At 36.4% G+C, this 15,538-nt stretch carries 18 protein-coding genes; 13 read left to right on the forward strand and 5 right to left on the reverse strand.

Annotated elements, in window-relative coordinates; translation table 11 throughout:
- The first annotated feature begins 7 nt into the window (after window positions 1–7).
- Window positions 8–1,888, forward strand: coding sequence for a SurA N-terminal domain-containing protein (locus QSG86_RS10530; RefSeq protein ID WP_317031450.1), 1,881 nt, complete (start codon window positions 8–10; stop codon window positions 1,886–1,888).
- A 249-nt stretch (window positions 1,889–2,137) separates the two neighbouring features.
- On the opposite strand, the gene QSG86_RS10535 is transcribed toward QSG86_RS10530, so the two are convergent.
- Entirely contained in the window at window positions 2,138–3,010 is an 873-nt protein-coding gene (locus QSG86_RS10535) for a DUF2797 domain-containing protein (protein ID WP_317031451.1), read from the reverse strand.
- Between the two features lie 30 nt (window positions 3,011–3,040).
- On the opposite strand from QSG86_RS10535, the gene QSG86_RS10540 reads away from it, so the two are divergent.
- Window positions 3,041–3,508: a DUF6231 family protein gene (locus QSG86_RS10540; RefSeq protein WP_317031452.1), complete on the forward strand. Its 468-nt coding sequence runs from the start codon at window positions 3,041–3,043 to the stop codon at window positions 3,506–3,508.
- A gap of 145 nt (window positions 3,509–3,653) precedes the next feature.
- Here the strand turns inward: QSG86_RS10540 and QSG86_RS10545 are convergent, their stop codons facing one another.
- Entirely contained in the window at window positions 3,654–4,757 is a 1,104-nt protein-coding gene (locus QSG86_RS10545; RefSeq protein ID WP_317031453.1) for a porin, read from the reverse strand.
- Between the two features lie 482 nt (window positions 4,758–5,239).
- Here QSG86_RS10545 and QSG86_RS10550 point away from each other — a divergent pair, with 482 nt between their 5' ends.
- The 9 genes from QSG86_RS10550 to trpB all read left to right on the forward strand — a co-directional run bounded on the left by QSG86_RS10550 (window position 5,240) and on the right by trpB (window position 12,915).
- Window positions 5,240–6,427, forward strand: coding sequence for an O-succinylhomoserine sulfhydrylase (locus QSG86_RS10550; RefSeq protein WP_317031454.1), 1,188 nt, complete (start codon window positions 5,240–5,242; stop codon window positions 6,425–6,427).
- A gap of 19 nt (window positions 6,428–6,446) precedes the next feature.
- A complete protein-coding gene (locus QSG86_RS10555; protein WP_317031455.1) occupies window positions 6,447–6,776 on the forward strand; it encodes a YbaB/EbfC family nucleoid-associated protein in 330 nt (109 codons plus the stop codon).
- 12 nt (window positions 6,777–6,788) lie between these two features.
- Complete coding sequence (recR, locus tag QSG86_RS10560; protein WP_317031456.1) at window positions 6,789–7,385, forward strand: recombination mediator RecR; 597 nt, start codon at window positions 6,789–6,791, stop codon at window positions 7,383–7,385.
- 223 nt (window positions 7,386–7,608) lie between these two features.
- Window positions 7,609–8,733, forward strand: coding sequence for a ribonuclease D (locus QSG86_RS10565; RefSeq protein WP_317031457.1), 1,125 nt, complete (start codon window positions 7,609–7,611; stop codon window positions 8,731–8,733).
- 142 nt (window positions 8,734–8,875) lie between these two features.
- A complete protein-coding gene (locus QSG86_RS10570) occupies window positions 8,876–9,184 on the forward strand; it encodes a YcgL domain-containing protein (protein WP_317031458.1) in 309 nt (102 codons plus the stop codon).
- 24 nt (window positions 9,185–9,208) lie between these two features.
- Entirely contained in the window at window positions 9,209–9,592 is a 384-nt protein-coding gene (locus QSG86_RS10575; RefSeq protein ID WP_317031459.1) for a hypothetical protein, read from the forward strand.
- 14 nt (window positions 9,593–9,606) lie between these two features.
- Window positions 9,607–10,458, forward strand: a complete 852-nt coding sequence (locus QSG86_RS10580) for a MoxR family ATPase (RefSeq protein WP_317031460.1) — start codon at window positions 9,607–9,609, stop codon at window positions 10,456–10,458.
- A gap of 14 nt (window positions 10,459–10,472) precedes the next feature.
- Entirely contained in the window at window positions 10,473–11,660 is a 1,188-nt protein-coding gene (locus QSG86_RS10585; RefSeq protein WP_317031461.1) for a vWA domain-containing protein, read from the forward strand.
- A 46-nt stretch (window positions 11,661–11,706) separates the two neighbouring features.
- Window positions 11,707–12,915, forward strand: a complete 1,209-nt coding sequence (trpB, locus tag QSG86_RS10590; RefSeq protein WP_317032553.1) for a tryptophan synthase subunit beta — start codon at window positions 11,707–11,709, stop codon at window positions 12,913–12,915.
- Window positions 12,916–12,997: 82 nt separating this feature from the next.
- On the opposite strand, the gene QSG86_RS10595 is transcribed toward trpB, so the two are convergent.
- The 3 genes from QSG86_RS10595 to QSG86_RS10605 all read right to left on the reverse strand — a co-directional run bounded on the left by QSG86_RS10595 (window position 12,998) and on the right by QSG86_RS10605 (window position 14,292).
- On the reverse strand, window positions 12,998–13,429 hold the full coding sequence (locus QSG86_RS10595) for a CBS domain-containing protein (protein WP_317031462.1): 432 nt from the start codon (window positions 13,427–13,429) through the stop codon (window positions 12,998–13,000).
- 116 nt (window positions 13,430–13,545) lie between these two features.
- The gene (locus QSG86_RS10600; RefSeq protein WP_317031463.1) at window positions 13,546–13,920 is read right to left on the reverse strand and encodes a DUF2750 domain-containing protein; all 375 of its coding nucleotides are present in this window, start codon (window positions 13,918–13,920) and stop codon (window positions 13,546–13,548) included.
- 138 nt (window positions 13,921–14,058) lie between these two features.
- Window positions 14,059–14,292, reverse strand: coding sequence for a hypothetical protein (locus QSG86_RS10605; RefSeq protein ID WP_317031464.1), 234 nt, complete (start codon window positions 14,290–14,292; stop codon window positions 14,059–14,061).
- Window positions 14,293–14,517: 225 nt separating this feature from the next.
- Here QSG86_RS10605 and QSG86_RS10610 point away from each other — a divergent pair, with 225 nt between their 5' ends.
- Both QSG86_RS10610 and QSG86_RS10615 read left to right on the forward strand, forming a co-directional pair.
- Window positions 14,518–14,877, forward strand: a complete 360-nt coding sequence (locus QSG86_RS10610) for a hypothetical protein (protein WP_317031465.1) — start codon at window positions 14,518–14,520, stop codon at window positions 14,875–14,877.
- A gap of 114 nt (window positions 14,878–14,991) precedes the next feature.
- On the forward strand, window positions 14,992–15,312 hold the full coding sequence (locus tag QSG86_RS10615) for a hypothetical protein (RefSeq protein ID WP_317031466.1): 321 nt from the start codon (window positions 14,992–14,994) through the stop codon (window positions 15,310–15,312).
- The last annotated feature ends 226 nt before the right edge of the window (window positions 15,313–15,538 follow it).

Raw genomic sequence — 15,538 nt, forward strand, 5'->3', positions numbered from 1 at the left:
AATACTTATGGAATCTTTTCGTAAACTAATTAAGGGTTGGTTAGGCAAAGTATTGCTCGTCTTATTTTTAACACCTTTAGCACTGGTGGGTATTGAGGGGTATTTTAGTGGCGGTCAATCTAAAGATACTGTTGAAACAGTGAACGGGCAGCCTATTTCTAAAAAAGAGCTAGAAACACTTACAAATTCATTTAAACAGCAATATTTACAGTATACCCAGGGTGATGAAACCTTATTAAATCAAACGTTTCTTCGTGATAAGGCTTTGGAGGTGTTGGTTGCTCGTACTTTATTGCTGGAAGAGGCCAAGAAATTGGGTATTTCTTTAAGTGATGCGCAGATTAAACAAATGATTGAGCAACAAGCGAGCTTTCAACAAAATGGCCAGTTCTCACAAGCATTGTATGCACAATACTTAAAGTCCCAAGGTTTTCCAAATAGTGAAACTTTTATTGCCAATATTCGCCAAGATCATGCTTTAAAAATGTTGTCATCGACATTTTTAAATTATACTTTGGTGAGTTCTTCTGATTTAAAGCAGATTATCGATTTACAGACTGAACAGCGCACATTGCATTTAGCCAGTATTAATTTAGATAAATATAAGCAAAATATTAAGTTAACGCCTGAAGATATTCAAAATTACTATAAAAAACATACTCAATTATTTAAACAATTGCAAAATGTCGATGTCGATTATATTGAAGTATCTCCAGAGAGTATGCGTTCGACTAATCATTTATCAGTAACTGATGCTGAATTACAGCAGGCTTATCAAAAATGGGTTGAAACACAAAAAGCAGAAGCTCAGCCTGTAGTGAGCCATATTTTAGTGACAGAAGAGGGACGCACGCCTGAACAAGCCAAAAAAATGATTGATACTGCCTATGCAGAATTAAATCAAGGTGCAAGCTTTGCAGCCGTCGCGCAAAAATATTCAGAAGATCCTGATTCTAAAAATAAAGGTGGAACATTATCTGCATATGAAAAAGGTTTTTTTGGCGATGCATTTGATAAAACTGTTGCGAGCTTAAAGTCTGGTCAAGTTTCTCAACCCGTTAAAACTCAATTTGGTTACCAAATTATTCAAGTAACAGCACCTGCTTTACAACTACCATCTTTGGCCAGTAAAAAAGCCGAATTGACACAGCAATTAATACAAACCAAATCTGCTAATGCTTTTGCAGATGCAGTAAATGGTTTAAATGAGCTTGTGGTTGCTAATGATGCATTAGATGTAGTATCTCAAGAAATAAAAGGCAGCAAAATTCAATCTGTAAAAGGTTTTTCTTTGGCAGCTCAACATCCTGTATTAAGTGATCCAAATGTTAAAGTAAAACTATTTAATGATGATGTTAAAAATGGCGATCGTAATGCTTCAGCAAGTATTCAATTGGCAAATGGACATGTAGTTTGGGTGAAGGTGCGTGCATATCACCCTGCAGGGACTCAAACTCTTGCAGAAGCAATGCCACGTGTTAAACATAAATTGATCGAAGAAAAAGCTTTAAATGCTGCTAGAGCGGATATCAGCAAAACTTTAAACGCTTTTAAAACTGAGCCTGCTGCAAAAGTTTTAGCAAGTACAGCGCTGCGTTTTGAAAATGTGGGAACACTTGCACGTGAGAGTTTAAAGAGTGAAATTTCAAAAACTGCATTTAGTTTAAGCACACCTAAACCAGGTATGTGGTCTATTGCGACAACATCATTACCAAATGAGTTAGTTGTTGTTGGTGTTTCGGCCGTTAATCATGATGCAGCAAAAGGATTAACCGCAGAACAAAAGCAAGAAGTGACACGTTTGTATCAAGAGCTAAGAGGTCAGCAAGAATTAGATGCATATACCCAGTATCTAAAATCTAAAGCGAAGATTAAAAAGAATGACTGATGCTGTAGGTGATTTACGCGAGTGAATCAACAACAAAAAAGCCGCTTTATGATAAGTTGATAAAGCGGCTTTTATTTTGATAAAAAAACTATTATTGGTTTAAATATGGCATGGGGTAGTTCCTCACATTGTTGGAACATCAGACTGATTTAATTGCATGGATAGCAACAACTCCTCCACTATAACCTTTGGTTTAGTGGGGGAGTAAGTCAGTGGCAACTGATACACTATTGACCATGGATGATGATTTTATTCAGTGCGGATTTTAATTTCATAGCCGGTATATTTACGAATATTAATGACACCCGTATCTAGTAGTAGGTATTGGCCTTTAATACCATTTAATTTGCCACGTATGATTGGTGTTTTATCTAAATTATGAGATTTGATTTTGTCTGGATAGTGTCTGACCGGATAGATAAATTCACGTGCTGGTTCGTGGTCTAGAATCTCAATGGTTTCATTAAAGTTTAAATCTTGATTAAATTTCTGACGAATATCTTCAATTTGACCAGAAAATTCATCCAGCAGTTGATTTTTCTGTGCAATTAAATCAAGCGGCTCAGCCTCACCTTTAAGCAACTTGCGCCAATCTGTTTTATCTGCCACTTGGCTACCAAACATGATTTCAAGCTGCCCAGATAGACGTCGTGATCCCACCTGCATGATAGGTAGGGCTTGAGTTGCTCCTTGATCTAACCAGCGAGTAGGCATCTGTCCTAATCGTGTAATACCTACTTTGAGTGCACTTGAGTTGGCTAGATAGACAATATGGGGTTGGAAACATACCTCATGTGCAAATTGATCTTCACGACAGGTACCCAGATGATAGTGGCATGTTTCAGGCTTCATGATACACATGTCACAAGATGCTTTGGTTTTAAAACATTTAAAGCAATGGCCTTGTGAGAAAGATTTTGTGGTTTTGCTGCCGCATGAAATACAGTATATCCGCCCAGTCCATTCAATTTCAATTTCTTGTCCTAAATTGAATGGAAGCTCAAATACTGATCGGTCTAAAATAAATTTGTATTCAACATTTGCCTGCTGGGTCTGATGATCAGTTACACTAAGATTGGTTAGGCCTGCACGCATTTTGTGGCAAATGCCTTGTAATTCCATAATATACTCACTTAAAAAAAGGATGCGGTTATGGCTGAACGCGATGTCATCACTTCTATGCTAGACGATTTATTTCAACAACAGCCAGTAAAGACCGCATTATGTATTGGACAACATATGGGACAATACGATCATCACTTGATGCAATGGCAACATTTTAGCGTATCTGAGGTTTTAAGTCTGCCTTTTACACAGCGATACGACTTGGCTTTAGTCTGGTTGGATGGTATAGAGATGGCATCTCTTGGTGTAGCGGAAAAAAGTCAATGCCTGGTTAAATTACGAGATTTATGGGTGAAAAGAATCATTGTGATTGGTGCAGATCATGAAGATCAATTGCTGAAAGCTTTGGGTTTTACCTCATTGCTTAATCATGAGCAAAATATGCAGCATTTTAATTTATGGCAGTTTAATATTTTGACCTATAAACAGGTACCTGATTGGTTAAATGCAAAATTCTGGGCAAATCCTGAAAATTGGAATAAATATCGTTGGTAATCGCTGGTTTCTTATTAAGAATAAGATGCCTATAAAGATAGATAGTGCAACTATTGAACTGATAGAGGAAAAAAACGACTTGGATTTAATGGTCCAAGTCGTTTTTTAATGATAAATAATGATACTGGATTTAACGGTGCAGGGATTAAAAATCGTAACGCATACCTAAAGACAGTGCTAAAGGATTTTCACCTGTTGCATCTACACCTTGAGTACTACCTGCTTTGTTACTTCGTGCTTGGTTCCATGGTGTTAAATTGGCATTACGATCATTTAACATTGTTGCTAAGTTGGCATAAACACGAAATGCTGGATCAAGCTTATGCTCAATGCCTGCTGCAATTAAGGTTGAGTTAGCATCATCTGCATCGACATGACGATAGAAAACTTGTCCGCGAACGGATGTTTTGTCCGTGATTTTGTAGTCTGTCGCGATACCAAATACATTGGCATCAGCATTACGTACTTGGTTTGCAATCGATAAATTTTCTAGGTTCTTGTTGTCTAAGGCTGTGTATTGATAAAAGCCAGCAAGGTTGAGTTTAGGCGTCGCTTTATATTCTGCGGAAACTCTGAATCCATTACGTTTGCCTTGTGAATCAGCATCTTCTTGGTAGTGTTCGTATGCAGCAGCAGCTTTGATGACACTATTTTTATAATTTAGTCCAACATCATATGCTTTTGATTTATTATTTTTTTCATCACCTTTATCATAAATCATCGTGCCATTATGCAAAGAGAGTGCACCTACTACATTAAAGCCATTGGCAAAATCAGGTGATTTATATTCAATGGTATTGGGGTTGCGTTCATCAAAGCGATGGTTATATGCACGTGTGATGGTACGTAAATCACCAACCATATCCCCAAAATAATTAATTGGACCACGTGCAGCTTTAAAAGGGCTGTCAAAACGACCTATTTTTAACTGTCCATAGTTGCTTTTTACCCCAACAAATGTATCGCGTGTTGAAAAATCTACCGAATCACCATCATCAGATCCACTCGAAAAATTGATTTGCGATTCGATTTGTGCAAAAGCGGTCATATCATTTTGTAATTTTTGTTCGACCTTAAAACCTAAACGTGAAGAGTTTGAAGATAATGCAACTTCTTTATAATCCTGACTGTCATTTAAATAATCCAAAGAGACATGTGCACGACCATAGATTTTTACATCTGCAGCAGATGCAAATACTGGTGTCATTAGTGTTGCCCCAGCAGTGAGTGCACATAATACTTTTTTCATTGTTTGCTCCAAAAGACTTTAAGTTTTCGTCTTAAACATTTAGGCGTTGTTGAATTCAACGGGTAAACGATCTTGGGGCTCAGTATTCATTACAAATAAGTCATTGCAATTAAGGTTTTATTGCAAATTTATTAAATTAATAGAATGATTTAATCTGTTGTATCTTGTGCGCTAGTGTTATTTAAAACTGTAGTTTGATGATTAAAACCAGCTTTTTTAATGATGGATAGCATATCGATAGTGTTTTAGTGCTGCTTTTGTATCGGACAAGCGGTATTTAATTTGTTATGGATGTATATTTTTATCTGTAAAAATGATGGTATTGATCAAAAAAAATATCATCAGATAAATTTTAAACTCAAGGGTGGGTTTGTACAAATACTATGCAACATTACAACATTGTGCCTTGACCTGAAATGACTTCGACGCTCAAAATGTTAACAATTATTTATGAAAGGCAACCAGTCGGTTGAAATCGCGTAATGAGCCAGCAAGATGATCTTGAATACCAATTAGAAACTTTAGCAATTCGTACCGGTCATACCCGTAGTTTTGAGGGTGAACATGGTGAACCCATTTTCTTGACCTCTTCATTTGTTTATGAAAACGCAGCTGAAGCAGCAGCAAAATTTTCAGGTCAGGTGCCAGGTAATATTTATTCACGTTTTACTAACCCAACCGTTGCAATGTTTGAGAAACGTCTCGCTGCATTAGAAGGTGCAGAACGTGCAGTGGCAACCAGTTCTGGTATGGCTGCAATTATGGCTGTTGCGATGTCTTTTTTAAAAGCAGGCGATCATGTTATTTGTTCACGTGCAGTATTTGGCTCTACGGTTTCATTATTTGAAAAATATATTGCTAAATTTGCTGTGACAGTTGATTTCGTGGATTTAACTGATTTAGATGCGTGGAAAAATGCAATCAAACCAAATACCAAATTATTATTTGTTGAAACACCATCCAATCCATTGGCTGAAATTGCAGATATTCGTCGTTTAGCTGATCTTGCTCATGCACATCATGCATTATTGGCGATTGACAATAGTTTTTGTACACCAATATTACAAAAACCACTTCAGTTGGGTGCAGATTTGGTAGTTTACTCGGCAACTAAATATCTAGATGGTCAGGGACGTGCATTGGGTGGTGCTGTGCTTGGTCGTCATCAATTGCTAGAGGAGGTCTTTGGCTATGTACGTACCACAGGACCTTCAATGAGTCCTTTTAATGCTTGGGTATTTTTAAAAGGTTTGGAAACCTTAACATTACGGATGAAAGCACATTCAGCGAATGCACAAAAACTAGCTGAATTCTTGAATAATCATCCTCGCGTTGATCAAGTATATTATGCTGGGTTAGCGACCCATAAAGGTCATTTGTTGGCGAAACAGCAACAAGCCGGTTTTGGTGGTATTGTTTCATTTGAAGTTAAAGGTGGTCGTGATGCTGCATGGAAGGTGATAGACCATACACAATTTATTTCTATTACTGGTAATTTGGGAGATGTAAAGTCTACCATTACTCATCCAGCAACCACGACCCATGGCAAATTGTCACCAGAAGCAAAAGATGCGGCTGGAATTTCTGAAGGCCTTATTCGTTTATCTGTTGGTTTAGAAGATATTGATGATATTATTGCTGACATTTCTCGTGGTTTAGATCTTATTTAAGTTTGGTTTGGAGTGATTTATGAATATTAATATGTTAATGCAGCAAGCACAGCGCATGCAAAAAGAAGTGGAAAATAATCTTAAAAAAGCAAAAGAAGAACTTGCGCAAACAGAAGTACATGCTGAAGCTGGCGGTGGTTTGGTCAAAGTGACCATGACTTGTCGTAATGTCGTAAAGCGTATTGAAATTAATCCTGAGCTTTTACAGGATGATCCAGAGATGATTGAGGATTTAATTGCCGCAGCGATGAATGATGCTGCACGTCAAGCAGAAGTGATCTCAGATGAACGTATGAAAGCAGCAAATGCAGGTACAGGATTGCCACCTGGTTTAGCAGGTTTATTCTAAGGAATTCTGATTGTGTTTAGTGATCGTTTTGATCAGTTGGTCAATGCATTACGAATTTTGCCAAGCGTTGGGCCTAAATCGGCCCAACGTATGGCATTAAATTTAGTAATGAAGAATAAACAGGGCGCTATTCGTTTGGCAGAGGCTTTATATGAAGCAACAACATATATTCATGAATGTAGCGTTTGCCATTCGCTCACAGAAGCCAAAGTATGCAATATTTGTTTGTCAGAGGATCGTGATGAACAAATACTGTGTGTGGTGGAATCTCCATCAGATGTTTTAGCTATTGAGCAAAGTGGTAGCTTTAAGGGAAAATATCATGTGCTGGGTGGGCATTTGTCGCCACTCGATGGTATTGGACCTGATGAAATTGGTATCCCATATCTGATTCAGCGTTTATCAGCGGGTAAAATTAAAGAAGTTATTTTAGCCACCAATGCCACAGTGGAAGGACAAGCAACGGCACATTACTTGCTGGAAGCAGCCAAACATCTACCTGTTCAAATGACACGTATTGCACAAGGCGTGCCACAAGGGGGTGAACTAGAATATGTGGATAGTCATACCTTAAGCCAAGCACTTTATAATCGAATGAGAATGAAATAAATTTCTTTCATTGTTATAGATATGGTTGATGATTATCTTTTAATAGCTTCTAGCTATAAAAGATATATCATTATCATTATTTTTTTCGTGAAATACGGCAAATATAATTTTTTTTTTCATAAATTGGCTTAATAAAACAATAAATAACTCATATTTTTATAGATAAATTCTATTTATTGATTACAATATATCGACAGAGAAATCAAAAACAAATCTCGTAGTTATGTTCCAATTTATTGATCAACAATCTGACTTTAATGATGTATGCACATTAATGAGTCAATGCACAGTCTATGGTTTAGATACTGAGTTTATTAAGGTGGATACCTTATGGCCTAAACTTGGTATTTTTCAAATTAATATCGCTGGTAAAGTTTTTTTACTGGATGGAACCAAGTTGGATTTAAGTGAATTTTGGCAGCGGCTATTTAATGCCCAGCAAAATGTATTTCATGCATGTAGTGAGGATCTGGATTTGATTTATCACTACGCCAAGCGTAAACATCTGAAAAATGTCTTTGATACTCAGGTGGCACTGTCATTTTTAGGGCAGGGTCTACAAGTCAGCTATCAAAATGCATTAAAGAATATTTTAGATATTGAAATTGAAAAAGATCAAACGCGTTCTGACTGGTTAGCAAGACCTTTAACCACTGAACAACTTCAATATGCAGCGAATGATGTTGTCTATATTATGCAATTGGCTGATGAGATTAAAAAACGTTTAATCGATAAATCATTATTGGGATTTGTTGAAGAGGATTGCCAATATTTGGCACAAGAAATTGGTAAAGAAACACCAACAGAGCTACTTTATAGCGATGTGGCCAATTATCGACATTCACGTCGTCAATTAATGCAGCTACAACAACTGGCTGTATGGCGTGAACAAATGGCCAAGCATTTAAATCAGCCGCGTAGTTTTATTCTCAAGAACGTGACCATGATTGATTTGGTCGAAAAGAATCCTAAAAATCATTTTCAGTTAACCAGCATTAAAAATCTCAGACCCAATATTATTCGAGATTATGGCAAGATTATTTTGGATTTGTTAAGGTGTTTACCTGAACAAGAACAGTGGCCAGCTAAAATAGTACGTCCTATACGACCATCAACAGCAGCCGTGGTAAATAAGATTGAAACAATTATTCAAAAAGCAGTGGATGAAACCGCTATTCCGCGTGAAGTACTGTTACGTAAAAAATGGTTAAATTCACTTTATCAACACGTGGTGTTTCAGCAAGATGAGCAAGACTTACCCCACTATTTGTTGGGATGGCGTTATACGTTATTAACTCAACCACTCATTCAGACACTGAGTCAGAATGGTGGTGATTTATCTGTATAAATAAAATGCTTAAAAAAAAGCCAAACAATTAGGTGCTTTGGTGATTTACAATTAAATTAGACGGGTAGGTTAACTTTGCTTAATGTCCCCGTCTTTTTTTTATTGTATGCTTAATCTGATCTTTAATGAGTGTTACTTCAATATGTTTTGTTCTATTTATAAATCAAGTAAAAAAGATGAAATGTATCTTTATATTGCACGTCCAGAAGAACGTGAAAGTGAAACTGAAGATACAGATCCGTTAGCCGTATTGCCTGAGCCAATGCGTCAAGCATTTGGACGTGCCACTTTTGTGATGGCATTAGAACTGGATGAGTCGCGTAAGCTTGCTCGTGTGAATGTACTTCATGTTATGGACTCAATCGCAACCAAAGGCTTTTTTCTTCAAATGCCACCTGAAGGTTTAATTAATCCTAATGCTGTTGCACCAGAAGGTCTTCGTGGTGCATAAATCTGCTGAGATGGGGGGAAGTTAATGGAAGGTTTTTTAGCATATATTCAGTCAATTCCAGAAGATATAATTGCGATCACCGTATATTGTCTAGGTAGCTTTATCGTATTGTGGTGTTGGTACGGTATTGCGCAGTGTATGCCTAAATTTATCGGTCGAATGTCGACCATTATTGTATTTGCATTATTGTTAACACCGACTGTATCTGAAGGCTATAATGCATCTATCGCCCCAGCAATCTTTGGTTTGCTTTTTGGTGTTTTAACCAAAGATAGCATGCTGATTTGGTCAAATTTAGCCATGATTATATTCGTGATTGCGATTCTTTCCATTGCGACATATTCTTGGGTTAAATATACTGCAAAACAACAACTCAATTACAATAACAACAAACTACCGCCACTTTGATTTAAGGATTGATCATGTCATACGATTCTCAACATTTTGCTGGAACGCCCCAATATATCGCTACGGACAGTTTAAAACTTGCAGTAAAGGCTGCTCGTCATTTACAAAAACCGTTATTGGTCAAAGGTGAGCCAGGTACAGGAAAAACATTGCTTGCTGAGCAGGTTGCGCAAAGTTTAGGTCTGAAATTAATTACCTGGCATATTAAATCAACCACAAAAGCGCAACAAGGATTGTATGAATATGATGCAGTTTCTCGTTTGCGTGACAGTCAGTTGGGGGATGATCGTGTTTATGATATTAAAAATTATATTCAGCCAGGTAAATTATGGACGGCATTTACCAGCACAGAGCGCTGCGTTTTATTAATTGATGAAATTGATAAAGCTGATATTGAATTTCCTAATGATTTATTACATGAATTAGATAAGATGTCTTTTTTTGTTTATGAAACAGGTGAAACAATTACAGCAACTCAAAGACCGATTGTGATTATTACCTCGAATAATGAAAAAGAGTTACCTGATGCATTTTTAAGACGCTGTTTCTTTCATTATATTGAGTTTCCAGACGAAGCAACAATGCGTGAGATTATTGAGGTACATTTCCCTCATATTGCACAGAGATTGGTGACTGAGGCTTTGCAAGTGTTCTTTCAATTGCGCCAAGTTCCTGGATTAAAAAAACCTCCGTCTACATCTGAATTGATCGATTGGTTAAGTTTATTAATGGTGGATGAAGTGTCGGAAAATTTATTACACCAACGTAATCCAGCTCAAGTCATTCCTCCTTTATATGGTGCACTTCTGAAAAATGAGCAAGATGTACAATTACTTGAGCGTTTGGCATTTATGACACGCCGTTAATGGAGGTTACGCCCATGTTTGTGCGGTTATTATATACCTTGAGAAAATATGGCGTTCCGGTTTCTACTCAGGAATTAATTGATTTAAATCAGGCGATTGCTCAGGGAGTTGTTTTTGCAGATCAAACTGAGTTTTATCAATTAGCAAAAATCATCATGGTCAAAGATGAACGTTATTTTGATAAATTTGATCGTGCAATGAAAGATTATTTTGATGGTTTATCCACACTCGATTTTGATGATTTATATCGAAATATAAAGCAACTTCCTCAAGATTGGTTTGATTTGGAATTATTAGAAAAACATTTAAGCCAACAACAACGAGAACAATTAAAGAAAGCTGACTCTTTGGCTGAATTAATGAAAATGTTACAACAACGCTTACAAGAACAACATCAGAAACATCAAGGTGGAAATCGTATGATCGGTACAGGGGGAACATCTCCCTTTGGTGCATATGGTGACCATCCGGAAGGTATTCGTATTGGTGGTCCTGGACGTAAGCGTTCTGCAGTTAAAGTGTGGGAACAACGGCAATATCGTAATTTAGATGATGAGCAAATTTTAATGACACGTCAAATGCAAATGGCATTAAGACGATTGCGAAAATTTGCTCGACAAGGTGCAGCTGAAGAATTGGATATAGGCGCAACAATTCGAGAAACAGCAAAACAAGGAATATTGGATATTCAACTGATTGCTGAGCGCCGTAATCGTGTAAAAGTGTTAATGTTGTTTGATGTTGGCGGCTCTATGGATCCTTATATTGAACAATGTCAACAACTTTTTAGTGCAGCTAAAAATGAGTTTAAATCTTTAGATTATTTTTATTTTCATAATTGTATCTATGATTATGTATGGACAGATAATCTTCGTCGTTCAGCAACACGGATCAATACTTTAGATCTCTTGCATACATATTCACGTGATTATCGTGTCATTATAGTCGGAGATGCCAGTATGGCACCTTATGAGCTTAACTCGATAGGTGGTTCTGTTGAGTATATGAATGAAGAAGCAGGGCAGATTTGGTTACAGCGTTTAAGAGAACATTTTGATAAAACAGCTTGGTTAAATCCAGAACAATTGTCTTATTGGTCTTATACACAAACCATCAAGATGATACAAACAATTTTTGAAAACCATATGTATCCTATGACTTTAAAAGGGATTGAAGAGATGGTGGTGTATTTAGCACGATAATTTAAGTAATAGTTTAAAATACTACTTTTGTAATCAGGGGTGAATGATGGATCATCAAATTAATGGTATTGCTTTACCAAATGAAGATGGTTTTTTTGGTGAATATGGCGGACAGTTTATTCCACCAGATTTAAAACAGGCTATGGATGAAATTCATGATGCATATGCGAAAATTCGTCAAACAGCCGAATTTCAAAATGAATTAGCAGAATTATTTGCACATTATGTGGGACGTCCAAGTCCGCTATTTTATGCAAAACGTCTATCTGATCAGTTGGGCGGTGCACAAATTTATTTAAAGCGTGAAGATTTAAACCATACCGGCGCACATAAGATTAACCATTGTTTAGGTGAAGCTTTATTAGCCAAATATATGGGAAAAACTAAAATTATTGCAGAAACAGGTGCAGGTCAACATGGTGTTGCTTTAGCAACAGCATGTGCTTTAGTGGGTATTCCATGTGAAATTCATATGGGGCAAGTGGATATTGAAAAAGAGCATCCGAATGTCGTTAAAATGAAGATATTGGGTGCTGATCTGATTGCGGTTACTCGTGGTACTGCAACATTAAAAGATGCAGTAGACAGTGCTTTTGAAGAATATTTAAAAGATCCAAAGAATTTTATATATGCGATTGGTTCAGTGGTTGGTCCACATCCTTTTCCGATGATGGTTCGAGATTTTCAAGCCATTATTGGTGATGAAATTAAATTACAGTCTCAGCAGCGTTTTGGTAAAAATCCAGATTATATTGTGGCATGTGTCGGTGGTGGATCGAATGCTGTGGGTGCATTTAGTGCATTTTTAAATGAGCCTGATGTTCATTTAGTCGGTGTTGAACCTGCAGGTCATGGTTTAAATACCAATATGCATTCTGCAACACTAACCTTAGGAAAGCCGAGTCAAATTCACGGTATGGCATGTTATGTGCTTGAAGATGAGCAAGGACAACCTCTCCCTGTGCATTCGATTGCATCTGGTTTGGATTACCCAGGCGTAGGACCGCAGCATAGCTTATTAAAAGATTTAGGTCGTGTTGAATATACCACTGCAACTGATCAAGAGTGTTTAGATGCATTTATGATGCTTTCTCGGGTCGAGGGAATTGTACCTGCATTAGAGAGTTCTCATGCTGTGGCATGGGCAATACGTGAGGCACCTAAATTAGCTCAAAATCTTAAAATTGTTGTTAATGTTTCGGGTCGTGGTGATAAAGATGCAGACTATGTTGCTCAAAAACTAGGTTTAAACTAATTTTTAAGCGATGAAGCATTATGATGTGATATCTCCCTCCTTACTCTGATATTTAGCAAAGTAAGATGGGAGATGTTTGATATTAACCTGAGATATATTGTTGTAATTGATGAATCAATTTTTCTTGATCATCAATAATAGCTTTTACAAGATCGCCAATAGAAATGAGACCAATAAGTGTTTCATTTTCAACTACCGGTAAATGACGTAAGTGCTTTTCTGTCATTAAGTTTAGACATGTTTTTACACTATCTGTAGTCGATGCAGTAATGACCTCGGCCGTCATAATGTCACGGACCAGTGTTTCTTTAGATGTACGCTCCATCAGAATAACTTTACGCATATAATCTCGTTCAGAAAGAATACCGACCAAACGATCTGCATCAGTCACGACCACCGCACCAATCATTTTTTCACTCATCAATTGAATTGCAGATAATACGGTATCTGTTGGTTTAACTGTAAATATAGACGAATTTGATTTATCTTTTAAAACATATGCAACATTTGTCATTGGCGCTCCTCTATCTTTGTTATTGTGTTAATCACTTTAAAGTAACGTGAAAGAGAGAAAAATAAAATACTTTAAGATTAAATATTTTATCAATTACTAAAGCTTTTTAAGGTGATCTAAGCTTCGGTTATTTTGATAGGTGGATGAAAGAAAAAGTATGCCATTTGATGACAAGTTAATTTAAAACGATGCGTGGTATGATACAGGGTTGGTAGTGCATTTAAGCGTTTCAGTGTTGGTAATAATGCCTGCTGAAAATTTTCAGGTGTAATTTTACGTGGTGAATAATTAGGCCAATATTTTTTGGCATATTTTTTTGCTTGTAAACTGGTCAGCCAAAAGGGAAAGATATGATCATCTTGATCCGATGTCATTGCCCAGCCCTGATGGTAAAGCCCCCACAGTGTTCCTGAGTACATTAAAATTTTCAAAATTGAAATTTTTATTGCATAAGCTTTGGGAAGGGGATGGAGATCATTAATCTTCAACATAGTCCATTTACATCTTATCTACGCTAGATGGGGGTTATTGTAATGTATTTCGGCGCTAGCTTTGTTTACACTTTGATTAAAAACGTAAATATTTATAACTGAACAGCATAAAAAAAACGCCACCGAGGTGACGTTTGATTATGCTTGTAATGTGGCTAAGTTTTGCCAGTATTGTGCCTTTAGCGAGTCTTTTTCGACGCGAAAACCTTGATAATAAAGTTCTGCTAAAAACATCGCTGCTTTGCCATGTCCTGCTAAAGCAACATCTTCCAACTGTTTAACCGCATCAAGAAAGTTCATTTCTGACTGAATGGTATTAATTGCATTTGCATAAACATGTTCTAAATCATGTTGAGAGAATTGATTAATCATATATTACTCCTTATTTTAATTATGATTCAATTATTACATTAGCCCACTTTTTTGGCTAATTATCATCTTACCAATTTCTTATTAAACTAATATTACAATTTGATAGAAATGTCAACTATCTCTTATTGCTTTTTTGATCAATACCAGTTTAAATGAATAGATGATAAACACAACAAGTTTTTTAATAACAATAGTTAATGTAATAATAAAATTGGAGTAGATGAAATGACAAAAACAATTGATGGATTTGTATTGGATGTTCCGCCAGTGGCCTCACAGGTTATTGCTTTAGCACAGTATCATCATCAACAGTTAGATAAGGCCATCTTACATCAAGATATTCATTTGGGTGAATATGGATTAAAGCAGCAGTTTCAACTAGATACATTTGTGGATGAATTATCGGATGCTGATCGTGAGAAGTTTAATAAAATTTATACTGAAGAGCTTTATCGTCTGGCTGAGCAAGATCATCAACATGCTCATCATGAAGCAGAAAAAGCCAATTTGGCACTTATCTTTGTCATATTGGCTATTATTGCAGTGATTTTATATTTTACCTTCGCCCATCGTTTGATGAGTTAATGATAGCAAAAGGATATTGAGTGCAGATGAATGCACTGACTTTATCTGTTTCCTCAAGTATTAGGCTTGTATCGAATGGTTTTGCATCCTAAACTATCTCATTAGAGGTAAGTTATGCATAAAGCAATTGATACAATTCAGCAGTTAAAAGCAAAAATTCAGCTTGAAGATGTTTATAATTATTTAATTATTATCATTATTGTTGTTATTCTAAGTTTGTCGTTAATTGCGTTGCGACATCCAATCACTATTCAACAACAGCAACATGTTACTGCCATTGCACAGCAATCATACTATGCAGATACACAAGAAATGGCAGTGACCTTGCTAGCTAAAGATCAAATTACGATGGGGCAGTATTTAAAGCTTATGCATGCATTACAGTATGAAAAGCATCGTGCTAAACAACTTCCAGCATTATCATTAGATAATTAGTCATGATTAATCTCATCGTTATCGATTTAAATCATATATTTTTTAACTTAGATTGACTCGCAATGAAATACTTATTTTATAGCTGCTTGAATCAATACCTAGTTTGGTGAGCTTGATCAATTGGATCATGATAGGTATTGCTGATCAAGCTTAGACAACAATATGAATATGTACTCATCAGATAAAAATAACTCACTGTTGTTATAATTGCCTTAAACTCGTGCTA

It is taken from the genome of Acinetobacter sp. SAAs474, assembly GCF_032823475.1.
Taxonomy (GTDB): Bacteria; Pseudomonadota; Gammaproteobacteria; order Pseudomonadales; family Moraxellaceae; genus Acinetobacter.

Bases quoted from the DNA above. Each gene is read 5' to 3' on its own strand.
- QSG86_RS10545 (WP_317031453.1), bottom strand. From the start codon at position 4,757: ATGAAAAAAGTATTATGTGCACTCACTGCTGGGGCAACACTAATGACA.
- QSG86_RS10580 (WP_317031460.1), top strand. From the start codon at position 9,607: ATGTCATACGATTCTCAACATTTTGCTGGAACGCCCCAATATATCGCT.
- trpB (WP_317032553.1), top strand. From the start codon at position 11,707: ATGGATCATCAAATTAATGGTATTGCTTTACCAAATGAAGATGGTTTT.
- QSG86_RS10575 (WP_317031459.1), top strand. From the start codon at position 9,209: ATGGAAGGTTTTTTAGCATATATTCAGTCAATTCCAGAAGATATAATT.
- QSG86_RS10550 (WP_317031454.1), top strand. From the start codon at position 5,240: ATGAGCCAGCAAGATGATCTTGAATACCAATTAGAAACTTTAGCAATT.
- QSG86_RS10570 (WP_317031458.1), top strand. From the start codon at position 8,876: ATGTTTTGTTCTATTTATAAATCAAGTAAAAAAGATGAAATGTATCTT.
- QSG86_RS10615 (WP_317031466.1), top strand. From the start codon at position 14,992: ATGCATAAAGCAATTGATACAATTCAGCAGTTAAAAGCAAAAATTCAG.
- QSG86_RS10540 (WP_317031452.1), top strand. From the start codon at position 3,041: ATGGCTGAACGCGATGTCATCACTTCTATGCTAGACGATTTATTTCAA.
- QSG86_RS10595 (WP_317031462.1), bottom strand. From the start codon at position 13,429: ATGACAAATGTTGCATATGTTTTAAAAGATAAATCAAATTCGTCTATA.
- QSG86_RS10555 (WP_317031455.1), top strand. From the start codon at position 6,447: ATGAATATTAATATGTTAATGCAGCAAGCACAGCGCATGCAAAAAGAA.
- QSG86_RS10610 (WP_317031465.1), top strand. From the start codon at position 14,518: ATGACAAAAACAATTGATGGATTTGTATTGGATGTTCCGCCAGTGGCC.
- QSG86_RS10535 (WP_317031451.1), bottom strand. From the start codon at position 3,010: ATGGAATTACAAGGCATTTGCCACAAAATGCGTGCAGGCCTAACCAAT.
- QSG86_RS10530 (WP_317031450.1), top strand. From the start codon at position 8: ATGGAATCTTTTCGTAAACTAATTAAGGGTTGGTTAGGCAAAGTATTG.
- QSG86_RS10585 (WP_317031461.1), top strand. From the start codon at position 10,473: ATGTTTGTGCGGTTATTATATACCTTGAGAAAATATGGCGTTCCGGTT.
- QSG86_RS10600 (WP_317031463.1), bottom strand. From the start codon at position 13,920: ATGTTGAAGATTAATGATCTCCATCCCCTTCCCAAAGCTTATGCAATA.
- QSG86_RS10605 (WP_317031464.1), bottom strand. From the start codon at position 14,292: ATGATTAATCAATTCTCTCAACATGATTTAGAACATGTTTATGCAAAT.
- QSG86_RS10565 (WP_317031457.1), top strand. From the start codon at position 7,609: ATGTTCCAATTTATTGATCAACAATCTGACTTTAATGATGTATGCACA.